Source organism: Rhizobium sp. CG5, assembly GCF_023701945.1.
Lineage (GTDB): Bacteria > Pseudomonadota > Alphaproteobacteria > Rhizobiales > Rhizobiaceae > Allorhizobium.
Genome location: NZ_JABAEF010000022.1, coordinates 14,276 through 41,137, shown reverse-complemented (window position 1 = coordinate 41,137; position 26,862 = coordinate 14,276). Strand labels below are relative to the sequence as shown.

Annotated in this window: 28 protein-coding genes; 10 read left to right on the top strand and 18 right to left on the bottom strand. The window is 63.3% G+C overall.

Translation table 11 applies throughout. The annotated features are described in order from the left end of the window. Window positions 1-15 precede the first annotated feature (15 nt). The 5 genes from HGO38_RS26395 to purC are packed head-to-tail and all read right to left on the bottom strand — an operon-like array spanning window position 16 to window position 2,417. The gene (locus tag HGO38_RS26395) at window positions 16-402 is read right to left on the bottom strand and encodes a hypothetical protein (protein WP_250958792.1); all 387 of its coding nucleotides are present in this window, start codon (window positions 400-402) and stop codon (window positions 16-18) included. Between the two features lie 46 nt (window positions 403-448). Continuing rightward, entirely contained in the window at window positions 449-1,120 is a 672-nt protein-coding gene (purQ, locus tag HGO38_RS26390) for a phosphoribosylformylglycinamidine synthase subunit PurQ (RefSeq protein ID WP_250958791.1), read from the bottom strand. Then, complete coding sequence (locus HGO38_RS26385; RefSeq protein ID WP_250958790.1) at window positions 1,117-1,374, bottom strand: hypothetical protein; 258 nt, start codon at window positions 1,372-1,374, stop codon at window positions 1,117-1,119. Before HGO38_RS26385 ends, purQ begins: the two co-directional genes overlap by 4 nt. A gap of 18 nt (window positions 1,375-1,392) precedes the next feature. Then, window positions 1,393-1,635 (bottom strand): phosphoribosylformylglycinamidine synthase subunit PurS, encoded by a 243-nt coding sequence (gene purS / locus HGO38_RS26380; RefSeq protein WP_250958789.1) that lies wholly within the window; start codon window positions 1,633-1,635, stop codon window positions 1,393-1,395. 17 nt (window positions 1,636-1,652) lie between these two features. Further along, the gene (gene purC, locus HGO38_RS26375) at window positions 1,653-2,417 is read right to left on the bottom strand and encodes a phosphoribosylaminoimidazolesuccinocarboxamide synthase (protein ID WP_250958788.1); all 765 of its coding nucleotides are present in this window, start codon (window positions 2,415-2,417) and stop codon (window positions 1,653-1,655) included. 234 nt (window positions 2,418-2,651) lie between these two features. Here purC and HGO38_RS26370 point away from each other — a divergent pair, with 234 nt between their 5' ends. Next, entirely contained in the window at window positions 2,652-2,966 is a 315-nt protein-coding gene (locus tag HGO38_RS26370) for a DUF1476 domain-containing protein (RefSeq protein WP_250958787.1), read from the top strand. A 93-nt stretch (window positions 2,967-3,059) separates the two neighbouring features. Here the strand turns inward: HGO38_RS26370 and HGO38_RS26365 are convergent, their stop codons facing one another. From HGO38_RS26365 to rpe, 6 genes are all read right to left on the bottom strand, one after another. Further along, window positions 3,060-5,642 carry a sensor domain-containing protein gene (locus HGO38_RS26365; RefSeq protein WP_502941636.1) on the bottom strand — a complete coding sequence of 861 codons (2,583 nt, stop codon included), beginning with the start codon at window positions 5,640-5,642 and terminating at the stop codon, window positions 3,060-3,062. Window positions 5,643-5,785: 143 nt separating this feature from the next. After that, window positions 5,786-6,340 carry an RBBP9/YdeN family alpha/beta hydrolase gene (locus HGO38_RS26360; protein ID WP_250958785.1) on the bottom strand — a complete coding sequence of 185 codons (555 nt, stop codon included), beginning with the start codon at window positions 6,338-6,340 and terminating at the stop codon, window positions 5,786-5,788. A gap of 106 nt (window positions 6,341-6,446) precedes the next feature. Continuing rightward, window positions 6,447-7,748 (bottom strand): adenylosuccinate lyase, encoded by a 1,302-nt coding sequence (gene purB / locus HGO38_RS26355; protein WP_250958784.1) that lies wholly within the window; start codon window positions 7,746-7,748, stop codon window positions 6,447-6,449. 64 nt (window positions 7,749-7,812) lie between these two features. Beyond that, window positions 7,813-8,310 (bottom strand): hypothetical protein, encoded by a 498-nt coding sequence (locus HGO38_RS26350; protein ID WP_250958783.1) that lies wholly within the window; start codon window positions 8,308-8,310, stop codon window positions 7,813-7,815. Window positions 8,311-8,356: 46 nt separating this feature from the next. Then, a complete protein-coding gene (locus tag HGO38_RS26345) occupies window positions 8,357-9,082 on the bottom strand; it encodes a DUF2259 domain-containing protein (RefSeq protein ID WP_250958782.1) in 726 nt (241 codons plus the stop codon). Window positions 9,083-9,084: 2 nt separating this feature from the next. Next, a complete protein-coding gene (gene rpe, locus HGO38_RS26340) occupies window positions 9,085-9,762 on the bottom strand; it encodes a ribulose-phosphate 3-epimerase (protein ID WP_250958781.1) in 678 nt (225 codons plus the stop codon). A 206-nt stretch (window positions 9,763-9,968) separates the two neighbouring features. Here rpe and HGO38_RS26335 point away from each other — a divergent pair, with 206 nt between their 5' ends. Next, entirely contained in the window at window positions 9,969-10,739 is a 771-nt protein-coding gene (locus tag HGO38_RS26335; protein ID WP_250958780.1) for an SDR family NAD(P)-dependent oxidoreductase, read from the top strand. Window positions 10,740-10,752: 13 nt separating this feature from the next. Here the strand turns inward: HGO38_RS26335 and HGO38_RS26330 are convergent, their stop codons facing one another. Beyond that, window positions 10,753-11,835 carry a branched-chain amino acid ABC transporter substrate-binding protein gene (locus tag HGO38_RS26330; protein ID WP_250958779.1) on the bottom strand — a complete coding sequence of 361 codons (1,083 nt, stop codon included), beginning with the start codon at window positions 11,833-11,835 and terminating at the stop codon, window positions 10,753-10,755. Between the two features lie 204 nt (window positions 11,836-12,039). Here HGO38_RS26330 and HGO38_RS26325 point away from each other — a divergent pair, with 204 nt between their 5' ends. The 7 genes from HGO38_RS26325 to HGO38_RS26295 are packed head-to-tail and all read left to right on the top strand — an operon-like array spanning window position 12,040 to window position 17,731. After that, the gene (locus HGO38_RS26325) at window positions 12,040-12,516 is read left to right on the top strand and encodes a flavin reductase (RefSeq protein ID WP_502941641.1); all 477 of its coding nucleotides are present in this window, start codon (window positions 12,040-12,042) and stop codon (window positions 12,514-12,516) included. Between the two features lie 24 nt (window positions 12,517-12,540). After that, complete coding sequence (locus HGO38_RS26320) at window positions 12,541-13,485, top strand: AAA family ATPase (protein WP_502941635.1); 945 nt, start codon at window positions 12,541-12,543, stop codon at window positions 13,483-13,485. 3 nt (window positions 13,486-13,488) lie between these two features. Continuing rightward, window positions 13,489-14,745, top strand: a complete 1,257-nt coding sequence (locus HGO38_RS26315) for a vWA domain-containing protein (RefSeq protein WP_250958777.1) — start codon at window positions 13,489-13,491, stop codon at window positions 14,743-14,745. Next, window positions 14,742-15,071 carry an XdhC family protein gene (locus tag HGO38_RS26310; RefSeq protein WP_250958776.1) on the top strand — a complete coding sequence of 110 codons (330 nt, stop codon included), beginning with the start codon at window positions 14,742-14,744 and terminating at the stop codon, window positions 15,069-15,071. Before HGO38_RS26315 ends, HGO38_RS26310 begins: the two co-directional genes overlap by 4 nt. Next, on the top strand, window positions 15,071-15,778 hold the full coding sequence (locus tag HGO38_RS26305) for an XdhC family protein (protein ID WP_250958775.1): 708 nt from the start codon (window positions 15,071-15,073) through the stop codon (window positions 15,776-15,778). Before HGO38_RS26310 ends, HGO38_RS26305 begins: the two co-directional genes overlap by 1 nt. Further along, window positions 15,775-17,409 (top strand): NTP transferase domain-containing protein, encoded by a 1,635-nt coding sequence (locus HGO38_RS26300; RefSeq protein WP_250958774.1) that lies wholly within the window; start codon window positions 15,775-15,777, stop codon window positions 17,407-17,409. The genes HGO38_RS26305 and HGO38_RS26300 overlap by 4 nt, the downstream gene beginning before the upstream one ends. Window positions 17,410-17,413: 4 nt before the next feature. Beyond that, complete coding sequence (locus HGO38_RS26295; protein WP_250958773.1) at window positions 17,414-17,731, top strand: TfoX/Sxy family protein; 318 nt, start codon at window positions 17,414-17,416, stop codon at window positions 17,729-17,731. A 1-nt stretch (window position 17,732) separates the two neighbouring features. On the opposite strand, the gene HGO38_RS26290 is transcribed toward HGO38_RS26295, so the two are convergent. The 6 genes from HGO38_RS26290 to HGO38_RS26265 all read right to left on the bottom strand — a co-directional run bounded on the left by HGO38_RS26290 (window position 17,733) and on the right by HGO38_RS26265 (window position 23,307). Beyond that, entirely contained in the window at window positions 17,733-18,140 is a 408-nt protein-coding gene (locus HGO38_RS26290) for an NUDIX domain-containing protein (RefSeq protein ID WP_250958772.1), read from the bottom strand. After that, a complete protein-coding gene (locus HGO38_RS26285; protein WP_250958771.1) occupies window positions 18,140-19,657 on the bottom strand; it encodes a DEAD/DEAH box helicase in 1,518 nt (505 codons plus the stop codon). Before HGO38_RS26285 ends, HGO38_RS26290 begins: the two co-directional genes overlap by 1 nt. A gap of 160 nt (window positions 19,658-19,817) precedes the next feature. After that, window positions 19,818-20,435 carry a LysE family translocator gene (locus HGO38_RS26280; protein ID WP_250958770.1) on the bottom strand — a complete coding sequence of 206 codons (618 nt, stop codon included), beginning with the start codon at window positions 20,433-20,435 and terminating at the stop codon, window positions 19,818-19,820. Window positions 20,436-20,508: 73 nt separating this feature from the next. Then, entirely contained in the window at window positions 20,509-21,798 is a 1,290-nt protein-coding gene (locus HGO38_RS26275; protein WP_250958769.1) for a peptidoglycan DD-metalloendopeptidase family protein, read from the bottom strand. A 202-nt stretch (window positions 21,799-22,000) separates the two neighbouring features. Further along, window positions 22,001-22,831: a ferritin-like domain-containing protein gene (locus tag HGO38_RS26270; RefSeq protein WP_250958768.1), complete on the bottom strand. Its 831-nt coding sequence runs from the start codon at window positions 22,829-22,831 to the stop codon at window positions 22,001-22,003. Continuing rightward, on the bottom strand, window positions 22,831-23,307 hold the full coding sequence (locus tag HGO38_RS26265) for a peroxiredoxin (RefSeq protein WP_250958767.1): 477 nt from the start codon (window positions 23,305-23,307) through the stop codon (window positions 22,831-22,833). Before HGO38_RS26265 ends, HGO38_RS26270 begins: the two co-directional genes overlap by 1 nt. Window positions 23,308-23,478: 171 nt before the next feature. On the opposite strand from HGO38_RS26265, the gene HGO38_RS26260 reads away from it, so the two are divergent. Then, window positions 23,479-26,841, top strand: coding sequence for a YhdP family protein (locus tag HGO38_RS26260; RefSeq protein WP_250958766.1), 3,363 nt, complete (start codon window positions 23,479-23,481; stop codon window positions 26,839-26,841). Window positions 26,842-26,862: the final 21 nt, after the last annotated feature.

Sequence of the window (26,862 nt, the reverse complement as noted above, 5' to 3'; positions counted from 1 at the left end):
CTGCGCTGACGCCGATCAGCAGCCCTTGTCGCCGGCCGCCCAACGCTTGACGTCGGCGGCGATACGGGCAGCCGTCGGCTCGCCCATCATCGGACCGAAGGCGCTCAGCTTGGCAGGCCGGCCTTCGGCCTGCACGACCAGAACCGGGCGGATGTCCCGGCTGCCGCGCCGCACCAGCAGAAAACGCGGCTTGCCGCTGAAGGAATTCAGCTCCGGCGCCATCTCATAGGCCTTGAAGGCCGCATCGCCGGATTTCATCCAGCAGCGATTGGCGCCGACCGCCACTTTCTCCATGACGTCGAGCGCCGATTGCGTTCTGGCCGCGGGGCCGGGTGCCTTCGGCTGGCAGGCGGAGAGGGCCAGAAGGCCGAGGCAGGCGAAGACGGTAAGGGCAATGCGCATGAAATGCTTTCGGTTGGGGCTTTCGCCCTCCCTATCACGCTGACAGTTAAGCAGCGATTACGTCGAGTGCCGAGGCAAAGATGCCGCGGCCGTCATTGCCGCCATGGGCCGCTTCGATCAGGTTTTCCGGATGCGGCATCATGCCCAGCACATTGCCGCGCGCATTGATGACGGCGGCAATGTCGTTCATCGAACCGTTCGGATTGGTGCCGTCAGCATAGCGGAACACCACCTGGCCATTGTCCTCGATGCTTTTCAGCGTCTCGGCATCGGCGAAATAATTGCCGTCGTGATGGGCGACCGGGCAGCGGATCACCTGATCCTTGGCATAGGCGCGGGTAAAGTCTGTGTCGTCGTTGACCACCTTCAGCTTGATCTCGCGGCACACAAATTTCAGCGAGGCATTGCGCATCAACGCGCCGGGCAGCATGCCGGCTTCGACCAGGATCTGGAAGCCGTTGCAGACGCCGAGAACTTTGACGCCCTGTTCCGCCTTGGCCTTGATCGCCTGCATGACCGGCATGCGCGCAGCAATGGCGCCGCAGCGCAGATAATCGCCATAGGAAAACCCGCCGGGAATGACGATCAGGTCGACATCGGGGATTTCGGTTTCCGTCTGCCAGACGGTGATCGGCGCATGGCCGGAAATCTTGGTCAGCGCCGCCAGCATGTCACGGTCGCGATTGAGGCCTGGAAGTTGAACGACGGCTGATTTCATGGATGTGGCTCGAACCTTGATTGTGCTTCCTGGAGTTCACGCAACTCCAGCCGATTTTCGATGCGGTCTAGTCGTGTCTCGAAATGCGCGAGGGATCCGCGCATGGTATTGAAGTCGCCCTGCAGGAGATGAATCTGGTTGCGCAGGCTCAACAGGTCCTGCCGGATATCCTTTTGACCGTCCTTCAGGCCGGCCAGATCCGTATGCATCCGCTTCATCAGCTCAAATAAGAGCTCACTCGTGACTTCAGCCATCGCATCACCCTTCAACCGTTAGGCGAGAGCGATAGTATAGTTCTCGATGACCGTGTTGGCGAGCAGCTTTTCGCACATCGCCTTGAGGTCGGCCTCGGCCTTGGCCGTGTCGGTGCCGTCCAGTTCAAGATCGAAAACCTTGCCCTGGCGGATATGTCCGACGCCGTCGAAACCGAGCGCGCCGAGCGCGCCTTCGATCGCCTTGCCCTGCGGGTCGAGAACGCCATTCTTCAGTGTGACGGTCACGCGTGCCTTGATCACTTCCACTCTCTCCGTTGTTACTTGACCAGAACCGGTCCGGTGCCGCGCAGCGGCTCGTTCTCGTTGATGATGCCGAGACGGCGGGCGACTTCCTGATAGGCTTCCAGCAATCCGCCGAGATCCTGGCGGAAGCGGTCCTTGTCGAGCTTTTCGTTGGTCTCGATATCCCACAGACGGCAGCTGTCCGGCGAAATCTCGTCCGCCAGGATGATGCGCATCATGTCGCCTTCGTAAAGCCGGCCGCATTCGATCTTGAAATCGACGAGCTGGATGCCGATGCCGAGGAAGAGACCGCTCAGGAAGTCGTTGACGCGAATGGCCAGCGCCATGATGTCGTCGAGTTCGGCGGGATTGGCCCAGCCGAAGGCGGTGATATGCTCTTCGGAGACGATCGGATCCTCGAGCGCGTCGGACTTGTAATAGAATTCGATGATGGAGCGAGGCAGGACCACGCCTTCCTCGATACCGAGGCGCTTCGACAGCGAGCCGGCCGCCACATTGCGCACGACGATCTCGAGCGGAATGATCTCCACTTCCTTGATCAGCTGCTCGCGCATGTTGAGGCGGCGGATGAAATGGGTGGGGATGCCGATCTTGTTCAGGTTCGTGAACACATATTCCGAAATTCGGTTGTTCAGGACACCCTTGCCGTCGATGACATCATGCTTCTTCTTGTTGAACGCGGTGGCGTCGTCCTTGAAGAACTGGATCAGCGTGCCCGGCTCCGGTCCTTCATAAAGGATCTTTGCCTTGCCTTCGTAAATACGGCGGCGACGGTTCATGGCTGGTTGTCTCTGCTGTTGGCGTCGCTCAAGGGACGCGTTGGGTCGATCATTGAAGCGGTCCCTTAGCGGAAACCGGAGGTTTTCACAATGCGGCTGTTGTTCCTTCCCTTTATTTCGTCCAAATGGGAACAGGCCTTAGAATCGACAAACGGTGCATTGCACTTTGTACAGGCTTTTGATTAATGGGGGAAACAAACCCCGCAATCCACGGCATTATTTTGGGAGACGCAGATGAGCGGCATCAGTGATCGCGAAAAAGCTTTCGAAAACAAGTTCGCGCATGACCAGGATCTGAAGTTCAGGGCGGAAGCACGGCGTAACAAGCTGCTCGGCCTTTGGGCCGCCGGACTGCTCGGTCATGCCGATGCGGACGCCTATGCCAAGGACGTGGTGGCGTCCGATTTCGAGGAAGCCGGCGACGAGGACGTGTTCCGCAAGGTCCGCACCGACCTGACGGCCGGCGGCGTGTCCATCAGCGACGACGAGATCCGCGCCAAGATGCTGGAACTCCTGGCCCAGGCCGTGGATCAGGTCCAGAGCAACTAAGCGACTTTCAACACCGAACAAGCGCGCGTGACCCTGTCAACGCGCGCTTTTGTCGTTTTGGGGCCAGGTATAGTCCCCGACCGGTCTGCCTTGTCAGTGCGTTGGCTTGCGGCCGAGCATTCCCTGCCGCCAGGACTGGGCGGTGATGAAGGCCTGGACATCCGCGGAGGCCATGGGCCGGGCAAGGCCGAAACCCTGCAGCGTGTCGCAGCCCAGTTCCAGCAGCACATGGGCGTGATCCGCCGTTTCGACGCCTTCGGCGATGACGCCAATGTTCAGGGAATGGCCGATGTCGATGATCGCACCGACCAGCTTGCGCTGTTCCTTGGAGGTCGTGATCGACTGGATCAGCTGCCGGTCGATCTTGAGCGTACGCGGATTAAGCCGCAGCAGGCTGACGATCGAGGCGTGGCCGGTGCCGAAATCATCGATCTCGATGTCAATGCCCATATCTTGGAGATGGGCGAGGTTCTCGACAACCTGGTCGTCATGCTTGTCGAGAAAGATCGATTCCAGCAATTCGAACGATACGGTTCCCGGCTCCATGACCAAGGCACTGAGCGTCTTCTTCAGGGAAGGATCATGCAGGCGCCGCGCCGACACGTTGACCGAAAGTTTCGGAATGGCAAGGCCCGCAGCGCGCCATATGCCGAAATCAACGAGCGCCTTGTCAAGGATCAGGCCATCGATGTTCGCGACGACGTCGAGATCGTCGGCGATGGTGAGAAACGCGTCGGGCGTCAGAATGCCGCGCGTCGGATGCTGCCATCGCGCCAGCGTTTCGACGCCGACGATGTCAAGGGTCTTGGCATCGAACTGGAACTGGTAGTAGGGCGTGAATTCGTCACATTCGAGGCCGCGCAGGATCTCGTCCGAAACGCGCTTGGTCGCGACCATTTCGCGGCGCGAATCCGTCGAGAAGAATTCATACCGGTTCCGCCCGCGGTTCTTGGCATGGTAAAGCGCGATGTCGGCATTTAAGAGCAACTGGCGAGCGTCGATCTGCGGACCATTGCTGAACGCGATGCCGATGCTGGCTCCGACCCGGCACTCGTGGCCCTCGTAGTTGACGGGCTTGCGCATCTTGTCGATGATCCGGTCGGCGAGATGGGACAGCGCGCGCATGGATCCGTCGTATCGGGCAATGAACACAAATTCATCGCCGCCGATCCGCGCCACGAAATCGCCGCCGCGCACATTGGCCTTCAGCACTCTTGAGGCATGCTTCAGCATCATGTCGCCGGCATTGTGACCCAGCGTGTCGTTGATCTGCTTGAACCGGTCGAGATCTATATGCAGCACGGCAATGCCACCGCCCTGGCCGGCGAAATTCTGCGCCAAACCGTCCAGCATCTCATCGAGATAGCGCCGGTTCGGCAGGTCGGTGAGATGGTCGTGCAGGGCGATATGCTCGATATGCGCCTTGGTGATTTCCAACTCGCTGTTGCGCGCTTCGGCAAGGACCTTTGCCCGCTCCAGTTCGTGATGCAGGGCGAGATCCGCCGTGACGTCCCAATTGGCGCCAATCATCTTGCGGTGTCCGTCGTTGTCGATGAACGGCATGGTCCGCGAGCGGATGTAGCGCTCCGAACCGTCCTGCAGGATGATCCGATATTCGTCGGAAAAGGGTAAGAGATTCTGGACGTGATAATCGACCCGTTCGAACACCCGCTTGGCATCGTCGCGATGCAGCATCTGCTCCCATTTTCCGCCGATCTCGACCGTTGTCTCGCCGCGCTCACCGCTAAGGCCGAAAATGCCCAGCATGCCTTCGTCCCACTGGGCTGTGCCGGCGTCGAAATCGGCTTCGAAGACACCGATGCGCGAGACTTCAAGCGCCAGTTTCAGCCGGCGCGACATGCGTGCCAGCATTTCCTCCGACGCCTTGCGCCCGCTGATATCGGTGTCCGTGCCGATAATGCGCGCCGGCTGGCCGTCAGCATCCCATTCGACACAGGCGCCGCGGCATTCGATCCAAACCCAATGGCCGTCCTTGTGACGCTCCCGGTATTCGAAAGTGGTATAATTTGGATCGCCGGCGTTTTGCCGTTCGATGCTGTGCAACACGCCGACCCGGTCGTCGGGATGGACCAGTTCCAGCCATTCCTCCGTGGTCGGTGGATAGGGATCTCCGGGCCCCAGCCCGCGGATTTTGCGCCAGACATCCGAATAATACATCTGGCCGTTATCCAGGCGATGATCCCAGACACCCGACGCCGAGCAGATCAAAGCGGAATTCCAGCGGCTTTCGGTCTCGGTCAGGTCGGCCAAAGCAGTCTTGTTGGCGCTGACATCGGTAAACTGCACGATCAGGCTCGGAAGCGAACCAGAGATGCCGCGCGCCAGCGGGGCGATGGCCGCCGCCACAAAGCGGTCACGGCCCGAAAGGTCGATCAGGCGAAGTTCCGTCTGTCGTGGTCGGACCGTCGGCATGGCCGAGGTCAGCATGGCCTGAAAGATGGCCCGGTCGTCGGGATGGATGAGATTGGCAAGCGGTGTGCCGAACAGGCTCCATTCGTTTCGGCCGCAAAGCTCGCAGAACAGCGGATTGACCGACTGAACGCTCCCGTCGTGGCCAAGCAGCGCGGCCGGCAGCGGCAAGCTATCGAAAAACCACCTGAATCCAGTGGCTTCGCTCTTGTCTGCGTCTGCGGGTTCAAGATGGCGCAAGGGCAACTCTTCGTCTGCTTACATCTCAGGTTGAGACAAGCTAGCGAATGTTGCTTAAGGTGGATTTAATTCGTCAGGTTAAATCTGAGTAATCCGGCTGGAAACGCGAGGTCTGGCTTCGGGAGAAGCCCGACATCAGGCCCTGGCTGTTACGGCTGCAGGCGGCTCAGGAACTGGGCAAAGACCATTGTGCCTTCCGGCCATGGCCCGTGGCCGGAATCGGCATTGATATGCCCGGCTTCGCCGGCATCGACCAGCATCGAACCCCAGGCATTGGCCATCTCGTCGGCATGCTCATAGGTGCCGAACGGATCGTTGCGGCTGGCAATGGTCATCGACGGAAAGGGCAGGGGATCTCGCGGATAAGGCCCGAAGGTCATCAGGTGCTTGGGCCGGATGGCGGGATTGGCGACATCCGGCGGCGCCACGAGAAAGGCACCGGCAACCGGCACCTTGAACTGCGGAACGGCATGGATCGTGGTGGCAACGCCGAGGGAATGGGCGACCAGCACCACCGGCTTGGTCGAGGCATTGACCTCCTCCACGAGACGCTGAACCCAGTCTTCGCGCACCGGCTTCGACCATTCGGCCTGCTCGACGCGCCGCGCCGTCGACAGCTTGTTCTGCCATCGGGTCTGCCAGTGGTCTGGTCCGGAATTGGTATAGCCGGGAACGATCAGAATATGTGCGTCTGCTACCTTCATGGGCCTTATCTGCGTATCGTCGGGGGTTGCGTCAAGGTCTGGCAGGCGTTCGGGCGGAAAAAGGCCCGGCAATACCGGGCCTCAGCCATTTGTGATGGCTCGGAGCTTAGCCGAAAACCCGCTTGAAGATCGTGTCGACATGCTTGGTGTGATAGCCAAGGTCGAATTTTTCGCGGATCTCGGCCTCGGGCAGGGCGGCCCGCACCTCTTCGTCGGCCAGCAGTTCCTCCAGGAAGTCGGCTCCCTTTTCCCAGACGCGCATCGCATTGCGCTGCACCAGGCGGTAGGAATCTTCGCGGCTGACGCCGGCTTGCGTCAGCGCCAGCAGCACCCGCTGGCTCATCACCAGACCGCGGAACTTGTTCATGTTTTTCAGCATGTTTTCCGGGTAGATCACCAGCTTCTCGACCACGCCGGCGAGGCGATTCAGGGCGAAGTCGAGGGTGATGGTGGTATCGGGCCCAATCGCCCGCTCGACGCTCGAATGGCTGATGTCGCGCTCGTGCCACAGCGCCACGTTTTCCAGCGCCGGCACCACCGACATGCGCACCAGCCGGGCAAGGCCGGTGAGGTTTTCGGTCAGCACCGGATTGCGCTTGTGCGGCATCGCCGACGAGCCTTTCTGGCCGGGCGAGAAGAATTCTTCCGCCTCCAGCACTTCGGTGCGCTGCATGTGACGGATCTCGATCGCCACATTCTCAATCGACGAAGCAATGACGCCAAGCGTTGCGAAGAACATCGCATGGCGGTCGCGCGGAATGACCTGGGTCGAGACAGGCTCGGGGGTGAGGCCGAGCTTGGCGCAGACATGCTCCTCGACGGCCGGATCGATATTGGCAAAGGTGCCGACGGCGCCGGAGATCGCGCCGGTGGCGACCTCAGTGCGGGCGGCCACCAGCCGGGCGCGGTTGCGGCTCATCTCGGCGTAGAAACGGGCAAAGGTCAGGCCCATGGTGGTCGGCTCGGCATGAATGCCATGGCTGCGGCCGATGCGCACCGTGTCCTTGTGCTCGAAGGCGCGGGTTTTCAGCGCCGCCAGAACCCGGTCGACGCCGACGAGCAACAGGTCTGCCGCCCGCACCAGCTGGATGTTGAACGTGGTGTCCAGAACGTCGGACGAGGTCATGCCCTGGTGCACGAAACGGCTGTCGGGCCCGATGAACTCGGCCAGATGGGTCAGGAAGGCGATGACGTCATGCTTGGTGACGGCCTCGATCTCGTCGATGCGGGCGACGTCGAAGGTGGCGCTGCCGCCCTTTTCCCAGATCGTCTGAGCCGCCGATTTCGGAATGACGCCGAGCTCGGCCAGAGCGTCGCAGGCATGCGCCTCGATCTCGAACCAGATGCGGAACTTGGTTTCCGGCGACCAGATGGCAACCATGTCGGGTCGGGAATAACGCGGGATCATGGGCTTTCAGCTTTCTTTCAAGATGCGGCGGTTGGCGCCGCTTTAGCAAAGACCGGCGGCAATCTCAACGGCTGCGATGGGCAAGCAGCAGACTTGCGCCCGTCAGGAACAAAAGCCCGAGCGGCAGATAGAGCCGCAGGCCGAGAACGGCGAACTGGTAGGCGGCGGAGGCCGAGGTGAAAACGAACTGGAAGGCCCAGATCCGGGTCCCGAACGGCGCATGCCATTGCGCATAGAATAGCCGGTATTGCAGGGCAAAGATCAAGGCTGTTGCCGCCGTCGTGCCGATCGTCAGGAACAAAAACGAGGCGGCAAAGCGGGTCTCCGGCGCCCGGCCGAGGGCACAGAAGCGGATCAGCGGCAGAGTGATCAGCCAGGCCAGCATGCCGCCGGCGAAATAGACGAGGAGCAGCCGCGGCAGGTGGATTTCCGGCAGGCGCTGGTTCAGCGTCAGCGAGAAACAGATGCAAAGCGCCATGGCCAGGCCCCAGAGCGCGGCGCCGATGGTCCATTCGCCAGGGTCTGGCCGCGCTGCCCTGAGCCTCGCGGAAAAGCCTCTCACGCCGACACAGCCGTGGCATGGGGGGTCGACGGGGCGAGAGCATTCGTCACGGGCGCACCGGCAGGGCGATCCAGCGACCGTCGCGCCCTTCGAAGCCGTGGCTCAGCACCATGACCAGCGCGATGTGCAGCGTATCGCCATTGTCCGGCTGGAAGGTCATCACGCCGCCGAGGCGATAGCCGGTCGGGCAATTGCGGCTGCCCGGCACATGGCCGTCCTCATAGACGGTTTCCTTGACCGCAGCACCGTCGCGCTCCGTCAGCAGCAGCCGGAAACCCTTGACCACCTTGACCACGTCCTTGCAGGCCGCCGGCGGTGCCTCTTCCAGCTCCTCGATCTGCAAGGTGAAGGGTTCGCCGACAGCCGGCTCGGCGGGGAAGGCGCGATAGCGGATATGGTGCGGATCGGCGCCGACTTCGCTGACCGGATCGAAGGCAACGATCTGGCCGGGATGGTCGGCCAGTCTGTGCTTGGCAATCCACGCCTGCGCCTGGGCAAGGCTTGTCGCGCGGGCCTCCCCGACACCGGCCGCTTCGTTTTCGATGCGGGTCCGGATCGGCGTTCCGGGCAGGAACGTGTCGTCGACGGTATTGATGGCGTAGATGTTGGAATAGGGGAAACCGGAGCCATCCTGAACGCCGTATTCCTCGAACGCGAATAGGCTGCCATCCGGCGAAAAGCCGATCGGCGAGAAGGCCGCGATATCGCCGGCGCAGACCGGGCCTGCCAGCAGTGCAACAAGCACGGCAGCGGCCAGTCGCTTCACCCTCATGATCAACGGCGTCCTCCTTCAGCGGCTTTTTTCAAACTGTCGACCGTTTTGCGATAATCGTCAACGCCTTCGCCCTTGAAGATCGCCGAGCCGGCGACCAGCACATTGGCGCCGGCCTTGGTGGCAAGCGGTGCCGTCTCGACCGTGATGCCGCCATCGACCTCCAGGTTGATCGGCCGGTTGCCGATCAGCGCATGGGCCTGGGCGATCTTGTCCACGGCATAGGGAATGAATTTCTGGCCGCCGAAGCCGGGATTGACGCTCATGATCAGGATCAGGTCGAGATCGTCGAGGACGGTTTCCAGCACCGAGACGGGGGTTGCCGGATTGATCGACACGCCGGCCTTTTTGCCGAGTGAGCGGATGGTCTGCAGCGAGCGGTGCAGATGCGGCCCGGCTTCGGCATGCACGGTGATCACGTCGCAACCGGCATCGGCGAAGGCCTCGAGATAGGGATCGGCCGGCGAGATCATCAGATGGCAGTCGAACACCGCCTTGGTATGCGGCCGAAGCGCCTTGATGACGGCCGGACCATAGGAGATGTTGGGTACGAAATGGCCATCCATGACATCGAGATGGATCCAGTCGGCGCCGGCCTCAGTCACGTCGGCGACTTCCTGGCCGAGTTTGGCGAAATTGGCGGCAAGGATCGACGGGGCGATCAGAAGCGGGCGGGTCATCGGGTTGGCTCCTTGGATGGTCGTGGCTGTCGGCGGTGCCATAGCATCGGGAACCCCAGCTCACAACCATGCCCTTGGTCGAGAGGCCGTCCGGGCGCGCTGGAGTTTGCCGGTGTCTGGCGGTCGGCACCGGGATGATGTTATGTGCGGCCAAGAGGAACCGCAGCCACAGCGGACGGGCGGCGCAGCATATTGGGGAGGCATGCATGACGAAATGTGCGATCATCACCGGCGGCAGCAGCGGCATCGGCCGGCAGCTGGTCATGTCCTTTGTCGAGGCCGGCTATGCCGTCGCCTTCACCTATATCGGCAGTCCGACCGAAGCCGACCGCCTGGTGATGTCTTTGGGCCGCAAGGGCGCCAAAGTCGAGGGCTTTGCCTGCGATGTCGGCCATGGCGAGTCGGTGGCTGCGTTCGTCAAGAAGGCCTGCGAATGGTTCGGCGGCGCGCCGGATGTGCTGGTCAACAATGCGGGCATCCAGACCTGGTCGTCGCTGCTCGATCTGACGGAAGAGCAGTGGAACAAGGTCATCCGCACCAACCTGACCGGCTGTTTCCTCAACACCAAGATCGTCGCCCAGGCGATGATCGATGCGAAAAAGCCCGGCTCGATCATCAATCTCGGCTCCGGCTGCAACAAACTCGGTTTTCCCCATCTGGTCGATTACACTGCCTCCAAGGGCGGCGTCGAACAGTTCACCAAGGTGGCGGCGATCGAACTGGGGCCGAAGGGCATCCGCGTCAATTGCGTGGCGCCCGGCGCCATCCTCACCGAACGCACCCTCGACGAGGCGCCGGATTATGATGCGGTCTGGTCGAAGGTCACGCCGCTGCGCCGGGTCGGCACGCCGCTCGATATCGCCGGTCCTGTGTTGTTCCTGGCCAGCGAGCAGGCGGCATTCGTCACCGGCCAGACCCTGTGGGTCGATGGCGGCGTCTTCTCCCAGGCCACCTGGCCCTACGACTTGCCGGCCTGATCGATTTGGCGGCCTATTCGGTTGCCGGCGTTGGCGCGACGAAACCCGTGCCGCGCCATTCCAGCAGCCGGTACGGATTGTCTTTGAGTTCGTGACCGGCGGTAAAGGCGATCGGTCCGAGAACCGTCTCGAACGTGCCCTTGGCGATCGTATCCTTGAGGGCCGCGCCGCTCGCTGCCGAACCGTCCGCGGCCGTCTTCACCAGCGTGATGGCGGCATAGGCCGGCAGGACATAGCCTTCGGGTTCGATACCCCGCTCGCGAAAGGCGGCGGCAACCGTTGCTGCGGATGGCGCGTCTGCGTAATTGGGCAGGGTGACGGCCCGGACTCCATCGGCAAGCGGCACCGGCTGGTTGGCGGCCGTCATCGCATCGCCGCCAAGCAGCGACAGCGCAATGGCCTCAGAGGCCGCATCCCGGGCGATGATCGCCACGTCATTGCGGTCGCCGCCGACAAAGACATGGGTCGCACCGGTCTTCTGCAGGCGCCGCACCAGGGCCACCTGTTGTTCCTGGCCGGGGCGGTAGGTGTCGGCAAAGACCGGCTTCATGCCGCGCTCTTCGAGCGAGACCCGGATTGCATCGGCCAGTTCGCGGCCGTGGATGGTGCCGTCGTCGATCAGCGCAAAGGCCTCGCCGGGCCAGTCGCGTAAGATCACCTCGACCAGCTTCTCGGCCTCGGCATCGGTGCTGGGCGCCATGCGGAACAATGGCCAATCCTGTTTCAACGCATCTTCCATGACGATGGTCCAGCGCACCGACAGGGTCAGCGCCGGGATTTTGGCAGCACTCAAGACCGGAAGCGCGCCGTCAAGGCTTTCGCTGCACAGAAAGCCGATGGCAGCCTCCGCCTTGGCTGCCTTCAGCTGTTCGGCGATCGCCGCTCCGCTGCCGGCCTCGCAGCTCTCGTCGATGAAGGTCAGCACCGTGCCATTGGCCGCAGCGGCGGCTGCCGCACCGTCGCGCAGCTGCTGCCCGAGCAACTGGTAGGGCCCCGATTGCGGCGCGACCACGCCGATGGTGAGAGCTAGTGCCGGTGTCGCGACTACGAGAACCGGCAGGCAGAGCAGCGTGGACAGGTGGCGCAGGTAGGTCATGAAATTCGGATATCCGTTTCAGGCAAGACGTGGCCGCCATTCTAACCGCGCCGCCCCAAACCGCAATCCTTGCATGACAACGCAGCTGCGAAGGAATTTATTGATACGGTGGTAGAAAACGTAACCCTTCGACGTCATATTCCCTTGCACGGATCAGCAAGCAGGCCCACGGCCGGGAGAATGTCATTGTCGAGTGAACAGCCGATGGACCCTGTCCTCTATCGCGAGGCGATGAGCCGCTATGCCGGCCATGTGCAGCTGGTGGTGACGGAATTGGGCGGGGTGCGGCGCGGCGTGACGATCACCGCCGCCTGCTCGGTCTCCGACCAGCCGCCGAGCCTGCTGGTCTGCCTCAACAACACCAATGAAAAGAATGCGCTGTTTTTCGAGAGCGGCCGGTTTTCGCTGAATTGCCTGAGCGCCGAGCATCAGGAGCTCGCCAACGGCTTTGCCGGTTTCGGCGGCTTGAGCACCGACGAGCGCTTTGCGCGGGGTCGCTGGGATACGCTGGTGACCGGCGCTCCGGTTCTGGTCGACGCCATCGCCTCCTTCGACTGCTTCGTCACCGACAGTAAGGTGACGGCGAGCCATACGGTGCTGTTCGGCGAGGTCGCCGCCATTCGGCTCGGACCAAAGGCTCCGGCGCTGATCTATCTGGACCGGGGCTACCGCGCCCTGTAAGCTCCCTTGAAAAAGGGAGGAACCATGCCGGATCTGTCACGCAAGGACCAGCCCAACTCGGATCTGCCGGGATCGATCGATGCCATGGTCGACCTGCTGGCAAGCGGCGACTACCTGGCCGGCCGTCCGTTGGCGACCGTGTTGTTTCTGGCGCTGAAGATGCAGCGGCCGCTGTTTCTCGAAGGCGAGGCCGGCGTCGGCAAGACGGAGATCGCCAAGGTCCTGTCGAAGGCGCTGGACCGGCCGCTGATCCGCCTGCAATGTTACGAAGGTCTCGATATCGCCTCGGCCGTCTATGAATGGAACTATCCGGCCCAGATGCTGGAAATCCGTCTGTCGGAAGCGGCTGGGATCTCGGACCGCGACAGGCTTGAACACGATATCTTTTCCGAGCGTTACCTGATCCGCCGGCCGGTGCTGCAGGCCCTTCAGAGCCAGAACGGCAAGGCGCCGGTCTTCCTGATCGATGAACTCGACCGCACCGACGAGGCCTTCGAGGCCTTTCTTCTGGAGGTGCTATCCGATTTCCAGGTGACCATCCCGGAATTCGGCACCGTGCGCGCCGAGACGCCGCCGATCGTCATCGTCACCAGCAACCGCACCCGCGAGGTGCATGACGCCCTGAAGCGCCGCTGCCTCTATCACTGGGTCGATTATCCGAAGGCGAGGGAAGAGCTCGAAATCATCCGCCGCAAGGTGCCGGGCTGCAATGCAGCACTGTCGGCCGAGATCGTCGCCTATGTGCAGAAACTCAGGACCATTGACCTCTTCAAGAATCCGGGCGTGGCCGAGACCATCGACTGGGCGACGGCTTTGACCGAACTCGACCGGCTGGCGCTCGATCCGGAAACCATTTCCGATACGCTCGGCACGTTGCTGAAATACCAGGACGATATCGCCCGCATCCAGGGCGGCGAGGGGCAGAAGCTGCTGGCCGAAGTGACAGCCGAACTCAGGGCGGCGGGGTAGGCCATGGCAGGCGCGCAGGCAGACGGCATCGTGGTGGCACCGCCGAGCCTCGGCGACGGCCGTTTTGCCGACAATATCGTGTTTTTCGCCCGCGTGCTGCGCAAGGCGGGTCTGAAGCCGGGACCGGGCGCGGTCGCCGATGCCATCGCGGCGGTGGCCGCCATCGGCATGGGCTCGCGCATCGAATTCCACGCGGCGCTCTCCTGCGTCTTCGTCAAGCGCCATGAGGACCAGGCGGTGTTCGACGAGGCCTTTCGGCTGTTCTGGCGGTCGCGTGATCTGGTCTCCAAGATGATCGCCATGATGTCGCCGGTGGCCCCCGACACGCGCGACAAGGAAAAGGCCAAGGCCGGCGCCTCGCGGGTCAGCGATGCGCTGTTTGCCGAACGGGAGCGCCAGACCCGCGAGCGCGATCCGGAGATCGAGATCGACGCACGGTTTACGACCTCCGGCACCGAACTGTTCCGCCGCATGGATTTTGCCCAGATGTCGTCGGCCGAAATCGCGCTCGCCCGCCGCGAGATGGAAAAGCTGGTGCTGCCGTTCGACACGGTCAAGGTGCGCCGCTTCCGGCCGTCCCATCTGCCGCGCTCGATCGATGCGCGGGCGATGATGCGCGCCTCGCTGCGCACCGGCGGCAGCCTGATCCTGCCGAAATATCGCGCTCGACGGGAAATTCACCCGCCGCTGGTCGTGCTGGCCGATATTTCCGGCTCGATGAGCCAGTATACCCGCGTCTTCCTGCATTTCCTGCATGTCATCACCGAGAAGCGCCGCCGTGTGCAGACCTTCCTGTTCGGCACGCGGCTCACCAATGTGACGCGGCAGATGCGCAATCGCGATCCCGACGAGGCGCTCGACCAATGTGCCGGTGCCGTCACCGACTGGTTTGGTGGCACGCGGATCGGCGAGACCCTGCTGGAGTTCAACCGGCTGTGGGCGCGGCGCGTGCTGGGGCAGGGCGCCGTGGTGCTGCTGATCACCGACGGGCTGGAGCGCGACGATGTCGGACAACTCTCCCACGAGATGGACCGCCTGCACCGCTCCTGCCGCAAGCTGATCTGGCTCAATCCGCTGCTGCGTTTCGACGGTTTTGAGGCGCGCGCCCGCGGTGTGCGGGCCATGCTGCCGCATGTCGACGAATTGCGCGCCGTGCACAACCTGAATTCCTTGAGCGATCTGGCCGCAGCGCTTGGCGCCAAGGCCGCTCCCGATGCCGATCCCCGCCGTTACATGGACAGACTGCGAGCCGTATCATGACCCTCTCCGCCGAAAATCTGGATCCCCTGATGATTGCCGAGGACTGGCGGTCGAACGGCCGCGATGTGGCGATCGCGACCGTCATCGAGACCTGGGGCTCGGCGCCGCGCCCGGTCGGCAGCCATCTGGTGATCGACGGCGACGGCAATTTCCACGGCTCGGTGTCGGGCGGCTGCGTCGAGGGTGCCGTCATCACCGAGGCGCTCGACGTGCTGGCGAGCGGTGAACCGAAGATCATCGAGTTCGGCGTCGCCGATGAGACCGCCTGGCGGGTCGGCCTGTCCTGCGGCGGGCGCATCCGCGTCTATGTCGAAAGGCTCGGCTGATGGATCCGCTGGTTCTGCAACGGCTGAACGCCGCAAGGGCCGGTCGCAAGGCGGCCGTGCTGGTGACCGATCTGGGCGACGGCGGCAATCGGCTGGTGCTGGAGGGCGAAACGGCGACGGATGCTCTGGGCACTGAGATCGCCGCACGGCTGCGCTCCGGCAAATCGGGCCTGTTCGAGGTGGAGGGACAGTCGATCTTCCTCAACGTCCATCTGCCGCCGCCGCGCATCGTAGTGATCGGCGCGGTGCATATCAGCCAGGCGCTCTATCCGATGGCCGCCCTTGCCGGCTACGACCTGTCGATCATCGATCCGCGCACCGCCTTTGCGACGCCCGAGCGCTTCGAAGGCGCCGATCTCTCCGCCGACTGGCCGGAGGATGCCCTGAAGGTCCGTCCGCTCGATGCCTACACGGCCGTGGTCGCCGTCACCCATGATCCGAAGATCGACGATCATCCCATCGCCGAGGCGCTTAAGGCCGGCTGTTTCTATATCGGCGCGCTTGGCAGCCGGAAAACCCATGCCAAGCGGGTCGAACGCCTGAAGGCAGAGGGATTTGGCGATGGTGACATCGCCCGCATCTCCGCCCCGATCGGCCTTGATATCGGCGCATCGAGCCCGGCGGAGATTGCGGTGGCCATCCTGGCCGATATCATCCAGGCCTTTCGTCGGCGCGACCTTAAAGAGACGGGAACGGCGCTGGCATGATCTTCGGCAATCTCCCTTTGGATCAGGTCGAAGGCGCGGTGCTGGCCCATGCGGTGCGCCTGCCGGGCGGCAAGCTCGCCAAGGGCCGCAGGCTCGAGGCCAGCGACGTGGCGCGGCTCAGGGCGGCCGGCATCGGCAGCGTCGTCGCCGGACGGCTGGAGCCGGGCGACCTGCTGGAAGACGACGCGGCGCAAAGGCTGGCCGATGCGCTCGGGCGCGATCACATGCGGCTGACGCCGGCCAATACCGGCCGGGTCAACGTCTATGCCACGGTCAACGGCCTGTTCACCGCCGACAGAGAGCTGGTCGATCGCTTCAACCGCGTCGATCCGGCCATCACGCTCGCCTGTCTCGCCGATCATGCGCCGGTCATGGCCGGCGACATGGTGGCGACCATCAAGATCATCCCGCTCGCCGTCTCCGGGGCCAGCGTCGAAGCCGCCCGCGCCATCCTGCAGGAGGCCTCGCCCTTTGCGGTCAGCGCCTATCAACCCCATGCCGTGACGCTGATCGCCACCGAACTGCCGTCGCTGAAATCCACGGTGATGGATAAGACGGCGCGCCTGCTGGAGCAGCGCCTGGTGCCGAGCCATAGCCGTCTGGTGAAGGAGATCCGCGTCGCCCACACGGCCGAGGCTGTCGCCGCCGCATTGCGGTCCAGCCTGACCGAGAAAAATTCTTTGCCGCCGATGATTGTCATCTTCGGTGCCTCTGCGGTCTGTGACCCCTATGACGTCATCCCGCAGGCGATCCGGCTTGCCGGTGGCCGGGTCGAGCAGGTCGGCCTGCCGGTCGATCCCGGCAATCTGCTGGTGCTCGGCTTCATGGACGATATCCCGGTGGTCGGCGCGCCCGGCTGTGCGCGGTCGCCGAAGGAGAACGGTTTTGACTGGGTGCTGAGCCGGCTACTGTCGGGCGAGGTTCCCGATGCCTTCGCATTGTCGGGGCTTGGGGTCGGAGGATTGCTGATGGAAATTGCCAGCCGGCCGCTGCCGCGCGATCTCGTCCAGAAAGGCGAGCAACCGCCGGCCATCACCGTGGTCATCCTGGCCGCCGGCCGCGCCAGCCGCATGGGGAGCGACAGCGGCCACAAGCTGCTCGCCGAATTCGACGGCGTGCCGCTGGTGCGCCGCGTTGCGGAAATCGCCGCTGCGGCATCGCCGAACGGCCTCGTGGTGGTCACCGGCTATCGCGGCGAGGAGATCGCCGCCGCGCTCGACGGTCTGGATCTCACCATTCGGCCCAATCCCGACTATGCCTCCGGCATGGCAAGCTCGCTGCGGGCGGGCCTCAGCGATCCCTTAGCCGTCGAGGCCGATGGCGTGCTGGTCATGCTGGCCGACATGCCGGGCGTCATCACGCCGGACCTGCGCCTGCTGATGGCCACCTTCCGCCGCGCCGGCGGACGGGCGATCGTGCGCGCCGTGGCCGATGGCAAGCGTGGCAATCCGGTCATCCTGCCGCGCACCACCTTTGCCGCCGTTCTGAAGCTCGAAGGCGATATCGGCGCCCGCCATATCGTCGAGACCTCGGGCCTCGATGTCATCGACGTCGAAATCGGGGCGGCTGCCCATATCGATGTCGACACACCCGAAGCGGTGATTGCCGCCGGCGGCATCCTGAAAGGCTGAGGCGATGGATAATGACGCGATCGAGGAGATGTTCGAGGCGCTTGGCCCCGTCACCATCAAGCGCATGTTCGGCGGCAAGGGCATCTATCACCAGGGCCTGATCCTGGCGCTGGATTTCCGCGGCGATATCCTGCTGAAGGCCGACACGGAAAGCGCGCCACTCTTCGCGGAAGCCGGCGCCGCGCAATGGACCTATCCCGGCAAGACAGGCAAACCGGTCGCCATGCTCTATTGGTCGATCCCCGATGAAGCTCTGGATGATCCGGATATCATGGCGAAATGGGTGAGGCTCGCCTTCGAGGCGGCGCTGCGGGCGAAGTGATCTATTTGAGATAAGGCAGAACGGCGACGGTGAAGGCCGATAGCGGAGCGGGCAGGGCGTCGAGATCGAACCAGCCGAAATCCGACAGCTTGTCCGGTTCGGTCAGCTGCGGTTCGCCCTTGATGTCGTCGGTCTTGTAGAGCAGCGAGATCCAGTGCTGCCGGTCGGCCGCGATGATCTGCTCGGTATGGCCGAGGAATTCCAGCCGGCCGATGGCAAGGCCGGTTTCTTCTTCGGCCTCGCGGCGCGCCGCATGTTCGGCGGGTTCCAGGTGATCCACCTTGCCGCCGACAATGTTCCAGAAGCCGGCTTCCGGCGGCTTCATGCGGCGATAAAGCAAGAGGCGGCCGTTACGCATGATCGCAAGGCCGACGCCGACGCCCGGAAAATCTAGGCCGGGAGACGCCATTAGGCCTTGGCGCTGGCAACGATCAGCATGAAGGCGGGGATGTCGTCGCCGAAGCCGACCGGCGTCGGGCCGTCGTCGTGATCGCGGTAATGGCTGCGGCGGCGCTCGCGGTGATCGTCATTGGCCGGGTTCGGCCTGATATCACGATTGTTCTGCTGCGGCCGCTTGTCTGCCTTACGTTCTGGTTTCACGCTTTCCACCTTCGCTGGTGCCGGCTCTTCAACGGGAGCAGGCTTAATCTGTTCGATTTGGGTGTCCGTTTTATGACTGGCGGCTGGGCGCCGATCACGATCGCGATCACGACCTCTGTCGCGGTCCCGTCCGCGGTCCTTGGAGCCCGGGCGGCTGCGGCCTTCGTCATGGCTTTCGGCAGCGGGTGGCAAGGCGGCGATATCGCCGTTCAGCCATTCGATCTTCTGATTGATCAGCTTTTCGATGGCGTCGAGATGCTTGGCATCGGACTTGGTGACGATCGTAAACGCACGGCCTGAGCGGCCGGCGCGACCGGTGCGGCCGATCCGGTGCACATAGTCCTCGGCATGGATCGGCACATCGAAGTTGAAGACGTGACCGACATCGGGAAGATCGAGGCCGCGGGCGGCGACATCGGAGGCCACCAGAAGCTGGATCTGGCCATCGCGGAAGTTCTGCAGCATCGTGGTGCGCGAGCGCTGGTCCATGTCGCCGTGCAGCGCGCCGACCGAGAAGCCGTGACGTTCCAGCGAGCGGAACAGGTCGGCCACATCCTTCTTGCGGTTGCAGAAGATGATGGCGTTCTTCAGGTCGTCCTGCGCCTTGATCACCTCACGCAGCGTCGACCGCTTCTCGTAATCCTTGTTATGGGCGGCAATCAGGCGCTGCGTCACGGTGGTGGCCGTCGAAGACGGCAGCGACACTTCGATTCGCTCCGGGTTCTGCAGGAAGCGATCGGCCAGCTTCTGGATTTCCGGCGGCATGGTCGCCGAGAAGAACAGCGTCTGGCGGGTGAACGGGATCATCTTGGCGATGCGTTCGATATCCGGAATGAAGCCCATGTCCAGCATGCGGTCGGCTTCGTCGATGACCAGGATCTCGACACCGGTCATCAGCAGCTTGCCGCGCTCGCAATGGTCAAGCAGGCGGCCAGGGGTGCAGATCAGCACGTCGGCGCCGCGTTCCAGCTTGCGGTTCTGGTCTTCAAACGACACGCCGCCGATCAGCAGTGCGACGTTAAGCTTATGATTCTTGCCGTATTTTTCGAAATTTTCGGCAACCTGTGCGGCCAGTTCGCGCGTCGGCTCGAGGATCAGCGTGCGCGGCATACGGGCCCGCGCTCGGCCGTTCTCAAGAAGTGTCAGCATCGGCAGGACGAAGGAGGCGGTCTTGCCCGTTCCGGTCTGGGCAATGCCGCAGATATCTCGGCGCTGCAGCGCCGGCGGAATGGCACCCGCCTGGATCGGGGTCGGGATCGTGTAGCCGGCATCGGTGACGGCTGATAATACTTTTTGGCTCAGGCCAAGGTCAGCAAATGTGGTCAAAGGGAAATTTTTTCCGTTCAGTTCTTACGAACAGTGATGAAGCGCCCTGAAACGCGGACGATTACGCCAGCGCGAGATAGTGCCAAAACACCGAAAAGTCAAGGAATACGCTCGGCGGGCCGTAACGCAGGCTTAATATACACTCAATATTGGCAATTGATCAGCGACGGGTGGCAACAATGGCCAATCCTGCGGCGGCCAGGAAGCTGCCGGTGATGCGATTGGCCCGCCTGACGATGGACGGCGTGCGCAGCAACCGGCGCGCCCGGGTCGCAAGCCAGACATGGCCGCCGATCACCACGACCTCGACCAGCAGGATCACCGCCACCAGCGCCAGGAAGGTCTCAAGCCCCACCGTGTCCGATACGAAATTCGGCAGCAGGGCCAGATAGAAGAGCGGCATTTTTGGATTGCCGAGATTGAGCGCGATGCCGGTCAGGAAGACCGGCAGCAGGCCCTGGCGCTCGCGCATCGGCTGCAGGGCCGGCACGACGGGCTCGGCCATCCACAGCCGGATGCCCATCCACAGCAGATAGGCCGCACCCGCATAGCGCAGCACCGTCATCAGCATGCCCATTTCGCTGGCCATCAGCGACAGGCCGACAAAGGCAAGGCCGAGATAGACGAGGATGCCGGCAACCGTGCCCATGCCGTAAGCGACCCCGGACAGGGCGCCATGCGAGACGGTGCGGGCAACGATGGTCATATTGTCGGGGCCGGGGCTGGCGGCAAACACGAAAAAGGCTGCGGCAAAGCCCAGGAGCGTCTGTCCATCCATGCCAAGCCCTCCGTTATGTTGCGCTGCCAGAGAATAACCGCGGTCGCGCGCCGACGTCAATTCGAAAGCAGGATCAGTTCAGAAGGCCGCTCAGTTTCAGTCCGGCATTGAGAAACCGCATCGGATCGACCGCATCGCCATTGCGGCGCACCTCGTAATGCAGATGCGGACCGGTGGAGCGTCCCGTGCTGCCGGCCAGGCCGATCGTATCGCCAACGGCGACCGTATCGCCGACACTGACCAGCACACGGGACATGTGCCCGTAGCGTGTCGATATGCCATGACCATGGTCGATCTCGACCATATTGCCGTAGCCGCCGGCAGAACCGGCCGCGGTCACCACGCCGGCCCCGGCACTCTGGATCTCGCCGCCGGTGCTCGCCCGAAAATCGATGCCGGCATGCATGGCAAGCTTGCCGAGGAAGGGATCGACCCGATTGCCGAATCGGCTGGTGATCTCTTTGCCCGGCGCCGGATTGGCAAACGGCAGCTTGCGGGCGGTGTCTCTGACCGTATCGAGGCGGCTCAGCGCCGAATCGAGGTCATCCAGCGACGTCTCGAACCGCAGCGGCATTTGCGGCTCCAGATAGGGGCCGCCGAGCGCATCCGTCTCCGGCTTCAGGTCGGTCGGCTCCACCGTGATGCCGTTACGGTCGAGAATGGTCTCGATGGCGGATGCCGTTTCCGTGGCGCCGACGGTCAACCGCTGGATGCGGTCGAGCTGCTCCTGCTCGATGGTCTTCAAGGACAAGGTGACCTTGGAAAACACCCGGTCGGCGCGGTCGGCCACGGTCTCGCGCAGCGGCACATAGGCAAGCGTCACATTGTCGGGCGTGGCTTCAGCCGTGGTGTCGGTGCCCAGCAGACTGTCGATCGCCCGATGGCCGTCTCCGGACAGGCTGGCCTTCTGCAGCGGCTTTGCCGGGGCGATGACCGGGGTCTCCTTGGCGACGATGCCGGAATCTTCGGCCCGGTCCAGCAGTGAGCCGAGCTTGCCATGCCGCGACGACAGCGCCACCTGCTGCTCGAGCAGCTTTTCGACCTTGTCTTCGACCACCTGCTGGTCGAGCAGCTGCCGCGACGTGACGCGGTCGACCTGGGCCCTGAGCGCCGCGATGCGGTCTTCGTAATCGTGCTGCATGCGCGCCTGACGGGCCATGGTGGCGCCGATCAGGTTGTCGCGCAGCACCAGATAGGAGGTCGCGGCGAGATAGCCGATGGCCATCACGCCCAGGAACGAGAAGGCAAGGGCCGCCATCCACGGGCGGACCGTCATGTGGCGGATCTTGTCGCCGCTGGCCAGAATGATGATGTGCTGCTGACGGCGTTTTCCGAAGGTGCGATTCTCTGTTTTGTGGGTCACAGGGTCTCATCCTCTCGCCATTCCCATCGCACACGCCAGTCCTCTGCGGCGTCGCGAAAGCCTTGCCCGTCCGGTGCCGGCCAGAGGCCGGCGCCTCCCGCCGGGAAAGCCGGGAGCTGACTGGATTACACACGCTTATGGTTAATAAATCCTTGATCCGACGACGGATCGGGCCGGTCTTTCGGCCGGATTGCCACTTTTTTTAGGCGTGGCTGATAGAGGCGAGGGCGCGGTAGAAGGAAGGGGTGAGGCCGGCTTCCGCCCGGGCGATGTCGTTGAACGGCGCCTTCAGCGCGCCGCGAAAATTGGCGCGCACCAGGGCCTGGAAAGTCTTTGCCGGGTCCTTGCGCTCGCGGGCACAGAGGAAGCGGAACCACTTTGCGCCGATCGCCACATGGCCTTTTTCGTCCTCGTAGATGATTCTCAGCACCTCGGCGCTGTCCAGGTCGCCAGTCTCGCGCATCTTGTCCTGCAGGGACGGGGTGACGTCGAGACCGCGTGCTTCGAGGATGAGCGGCACGACGGCCAGCCGTGCCGTCAGGTCGTTGCGCGTCGAATGCGCCGCCTGCCACAGGCCGTCATGGGCCGGCAGGTCGCCGTAGTCAGCCCCGAGCGCCCGCAGCCGGTCGCAGACCAGGTTGAAGTGCTTGGCCTCCTCGAAGGCCACCTGCATCCAGCCGTCGAAGAACGAATGCGGCACCGGTTCGGAGGCGAATCGCGCCACGATGTCCAGCGCAAGGTCGACGGCATTGAGTTCGATATGCGCCAGCGCATGCAGCATGGCGATCCGTCCGGGCACCGTGTGCAGGGAGCGCTTCTCCGTGTGGCCCGGCCGCACGAGCTCCGGTTTTTCAGGCCGACCGGGTCGCTCCGGCAGGGCGGGATCGAGCGGCGAGCGCAGCGACAGCCGGCGCTGATGCCAGCGCCGGGCGGTTTCCTGTGCCAGCCCCGTCTTAAGCCTCAGATCGCTGGCCGCGATTGCGGCTGTCGCACCGGCGCGCAGCGAGGCGATGGGCGGCAGCGGCTCGCTCATCAGCGGGCGGGCAGTTCGGTAACGGCCTTCAGCACCGCCTCGGCATGGCCCGGAACCTTCACCTTGCGCCAGATCGCAGCAATCTTGCCGTCCGGATCGATCAGGAACGTGCTGCGCTCGACGCCCATATAGGTCTTGCCGTACATGCTCTTCTCTTTCCAGACGCCATAGGCCTCCAGCACCGACTTGTCCTCGTCGGCCCCCAGCACAACGGACAATCCGTGCTTGGCGATGAACTTGTCGTGGCTTTTGACCGAATCAGGCGAAATGCCGATCACGGTGGCGCCTGCAGCTGCGAAGTCGGCGGCCATCGACGAGAAGGCGATCGCCTCCGTGGTGCAGCCGCTGGTATCGTCCTTGGGATAGAAATAGACAACGACGGACCCGCCGCGCAGGGATGACAGGGTCAGGCTGCCGCCGCCGCTGCTGGGCATTGTAAAATCGGGGGCCGGGCTGCCGGTCGTCAGTTCTGTCATGGTGCACCTTTCTTTCGCCAGCTTTATGGATCACTATCGTCAATATCGCTATATAGTCAGCTGAGGTTTTCCAGCAATCGCCATTGCCGGAACAATTCGTTATCGGGAGACATTCGCCAGCGCATGGGAGACATCCGGGGCGAAAAGATCAGTTTTCGGAAGCAGGATATCGTGCCCCTGCATCATCTGCCATCCGCGCAGATCGAGGACCCATTGATCGTTCATTGCCCGGCGCGCGTTCGGTTCGCCGGCAGGGCTGGCCGATTCGCGCTCTGGCTTGTTTTCGCTGCCATTTTCGTCTCCGGCTTGGTCGTTCTCGCCGTCGAGACCGGGTCGCTCGACCGCACCCTGTCGAATGGAGCGCGATCCGTCCTGCAGGCCGCCATCGGGCCCAAATACCGGACCGATATCGGCTCGACGGCCATCCGCTTTTCGAAATCCCTGCATCTGGCGCTCGAAGTCCGGAACGTCTCCGTGATTGCCGCCACCTCGGGCGAGGTCCTGTCACGAATCGATGCCGTCCGCCTCGTGCTCGATCCCGTGTCGCTGCTGCGCGGGCGCGTGTCGGTCAGCGAGGTCGAGGCCGAGGGACTGACGCTCGATGCCTCGCTCTTGCCGAAAGGCGGATCGATCGATCTGGCATCCCGGCGCATCGACGAGATCCCGGCGGTGCTTGAGGCGGCATTCGTGCAGATCGACGGAGCCCGGGATTTCATTGCCCGCGGCGGGCTGGACAGCCTGCGCATCGGTGGCGTCGAAATTGCCATGCTGGGCTCCGGCGCCAAGCCGCTGGCGGTCTCGATCGATGATATGGTGATGCGGCGCAGCGATAGCGGGGCGCTGCTGTTCAACGGACAGTTCTCGGTCAACGGCCATGTCAGCACGCTGACCGCCGAGGCACAGAGTGGCGGCGACCGCGCCACATCCCTGAACGCGACCCTGTCCGATGTACATGTGACCCCCTTTCTATTGAAGATTATCCAGGGCAAACCCCGTCAGGGACTGGACGGCAAGGTGGACATCGCCCTGTCCGCCGGTCGTGGCAGTGCGCGCGGCGCGGCATCCCTGTCTGCAACGGTCAAGGCCCATCCGGGCCAGATCTATGTCGACGGCGATCAGCAGGAACTGACGCGAGCCAATCTCAACCTGGCTTACGATTTTACCAAGCAGACGATCGAACTGAGGCCGTCGCTGGCAGTCTTCGGGCAGATGCGCATGCCGTTTACGGGCGGGCTGATCGATCTGGACCGGCTGCCCGATGGCGCCGGTCAGGGCAAGGGCATCGGCATCGATTTCCTCGTCAACGACGGCCTGGCCTCGGTGGCGACGTCGGGTGAAACGCCCATTCCGTTCTCGATGAAGGCCTATGGCCGCTACCTGCACGGCACCCGGGAATTGCAGATCGGCGATCTGACGGTCGCCACTCCGTCCGGCCGCATGACGGGCACCGTCAATGTCCGCTTCGGCGACAAATCGCCGGAAATCCGCTTCAACGGCTCGATTGCCGACATGCACACATCCGTGGTCAAGCAGATGTGGCCGTATTGGATGGCGATGAAGCCGCGCGCCTGGGTGATGTCCAATCTCTATGGCGGAACGATCACGCAAGGGTCCATCGAGGTCTTCCTGCCGGCCGGCCGGCTTCCGGTCATCCCGCACCCGCTGGATCTGGACGAAAACGAGTTGAAGATCAGCTTCGACATCGTCAATGCGCGCATGAACATTGCCGGCGACATTCCGCCGATCCGCGACACCGCGGCCCATTTCGATCTCAAAGGCCAGCGGCTCGAGGTCAATATCGCCAGCGGCACATCCTATTTTCCGTCCGGGCGCACGGTGCGCGTCGACGGCGGCGATTTCATGATCGCAAACACCTATAGCAAGCCGCTGATGGCGGATCTGAAGATCGCGGTTTCGGGCGCTGCCGACGCGGTGGCGGAACTGGTCACCTTCCGGCCGATCGGCGCCCTGGAGCGCACCGGTTTCAAGGCCAGCGATTTCAGCGGCGATGTGTCCGCCGATGTCGAGGCGCGGATCGGTCTGATCAATGATCAGAAGCCGCCGCCACCGGACTGGAAGGCGCATATGAACCTGTCCGGTGTCGATCTGAAGCCTGACTATGCCGGCCGCCGGATCAGCAGTCTTGACGGGACCCTGGACATCGACCGTCAGTCGGCGCGGCTGGAGGCCAAGGGCAAGATCGACGATATACCGATGGAGGTCTCCCTGACCGAGCCGGTGGAAACTGGCTCGACCGTCGAAAGGACGCGTGTCATCCGGTTCGACCTGGACAATGCCGACCGCAAGAAGCTGGCGCCGGGGCTGGAGGATCTGGTCGATGGCCCGATCGCCTTGGAAATTGCCCGTGTCGATGACACGCACCAGTCCGTCAAGGCCGACCTGACCCGCGCGACGGTGACCCTGCCATGGGTCGGCTGGAGCAAGGGCAGCGGCATCAAGGCGAACACCGAGCTGCAGTTTGCCGAGAAGGACGGTGTGACCACCATCGACAATTTCACCTTCGATGGCGACGGGTTTGGCGCAGCCGGCAAGCTGCAGATCGGCAAAACCGGACTGATTTCGGCCGATCTCAACCGCATGCGCCTGTCCCCTGCCGACGACTATGCGGTATCGGTGCGTCTGGTCAAAGGCATCTACCGCGTCAACGTGTCGGGGACTGCCGCCGATGCACGTCCGCTGCTGGCCATGATGAAGACCTCGGCACAGGGGGCTGGCGCGAAAGATGGCGACGACGATGGCACCGGCGCAACGGTCGAACTGGCACTCGACACGCTTATAGGATTCAACGACGAGACCCTGCGCAACGTCTCGATGCTCTATGCGACGCGCGCCGGAAAGACGACGGCGCTTGATATGAAGGCCACGACCAAGAGCGGCGAGGCAGTGGTCTCGCAGCTCAAGAAAGGCGATCGCGGCAATGAAATGTCTGTCATCACCAGCGACGCCGGCGCTCTGCTGCGGCTGACCGATCTTTACAGCCGGATGCGCGGCGGTTTGCTGGATTTCAAGCTGCGGGGCGATATCGGCCAGAAATGGAACGGTTCGATCGATATCCGCAATTTCGGCGTCGAGGATGAGGAGCGGCTACAGTCGATTGTCTCGACCCCGGCCAGCGCCGACGGCCAGAGCCTCAACAGCGCGGTGAAGCGCGACATCGACGTGCGCTCGGAAAAATTTCAGCGCGCCTTTGCCAGGGTGATCTATGCCGACGGTGCGCTGCGCACCGAAAACGGCGTGGTCCGCGGCCATCAGGTCGGAGCGACCTTTCAGGGCACCGTGCGCGACGGCGCCGGAAACATGGATATGACCGGCACCTTCATGCCGGCCTACGGGCTGAACCGGCTGTTCGCCGAATTGCCGGTCATCGGCATCCTGCTCGGCAATGGCCGGGACCGCGGCCTGCTCGGCATCACCTTCAAGCTGACCGGGCCGACGGAAACGCCGAAGCTGGCGATCAACCCGCTGTCGATCATCGCGCCCGGCGTGTTCCGGCAGATTTTCGAGTTTCAATAGACAAAAAGACCGGCGATTGCG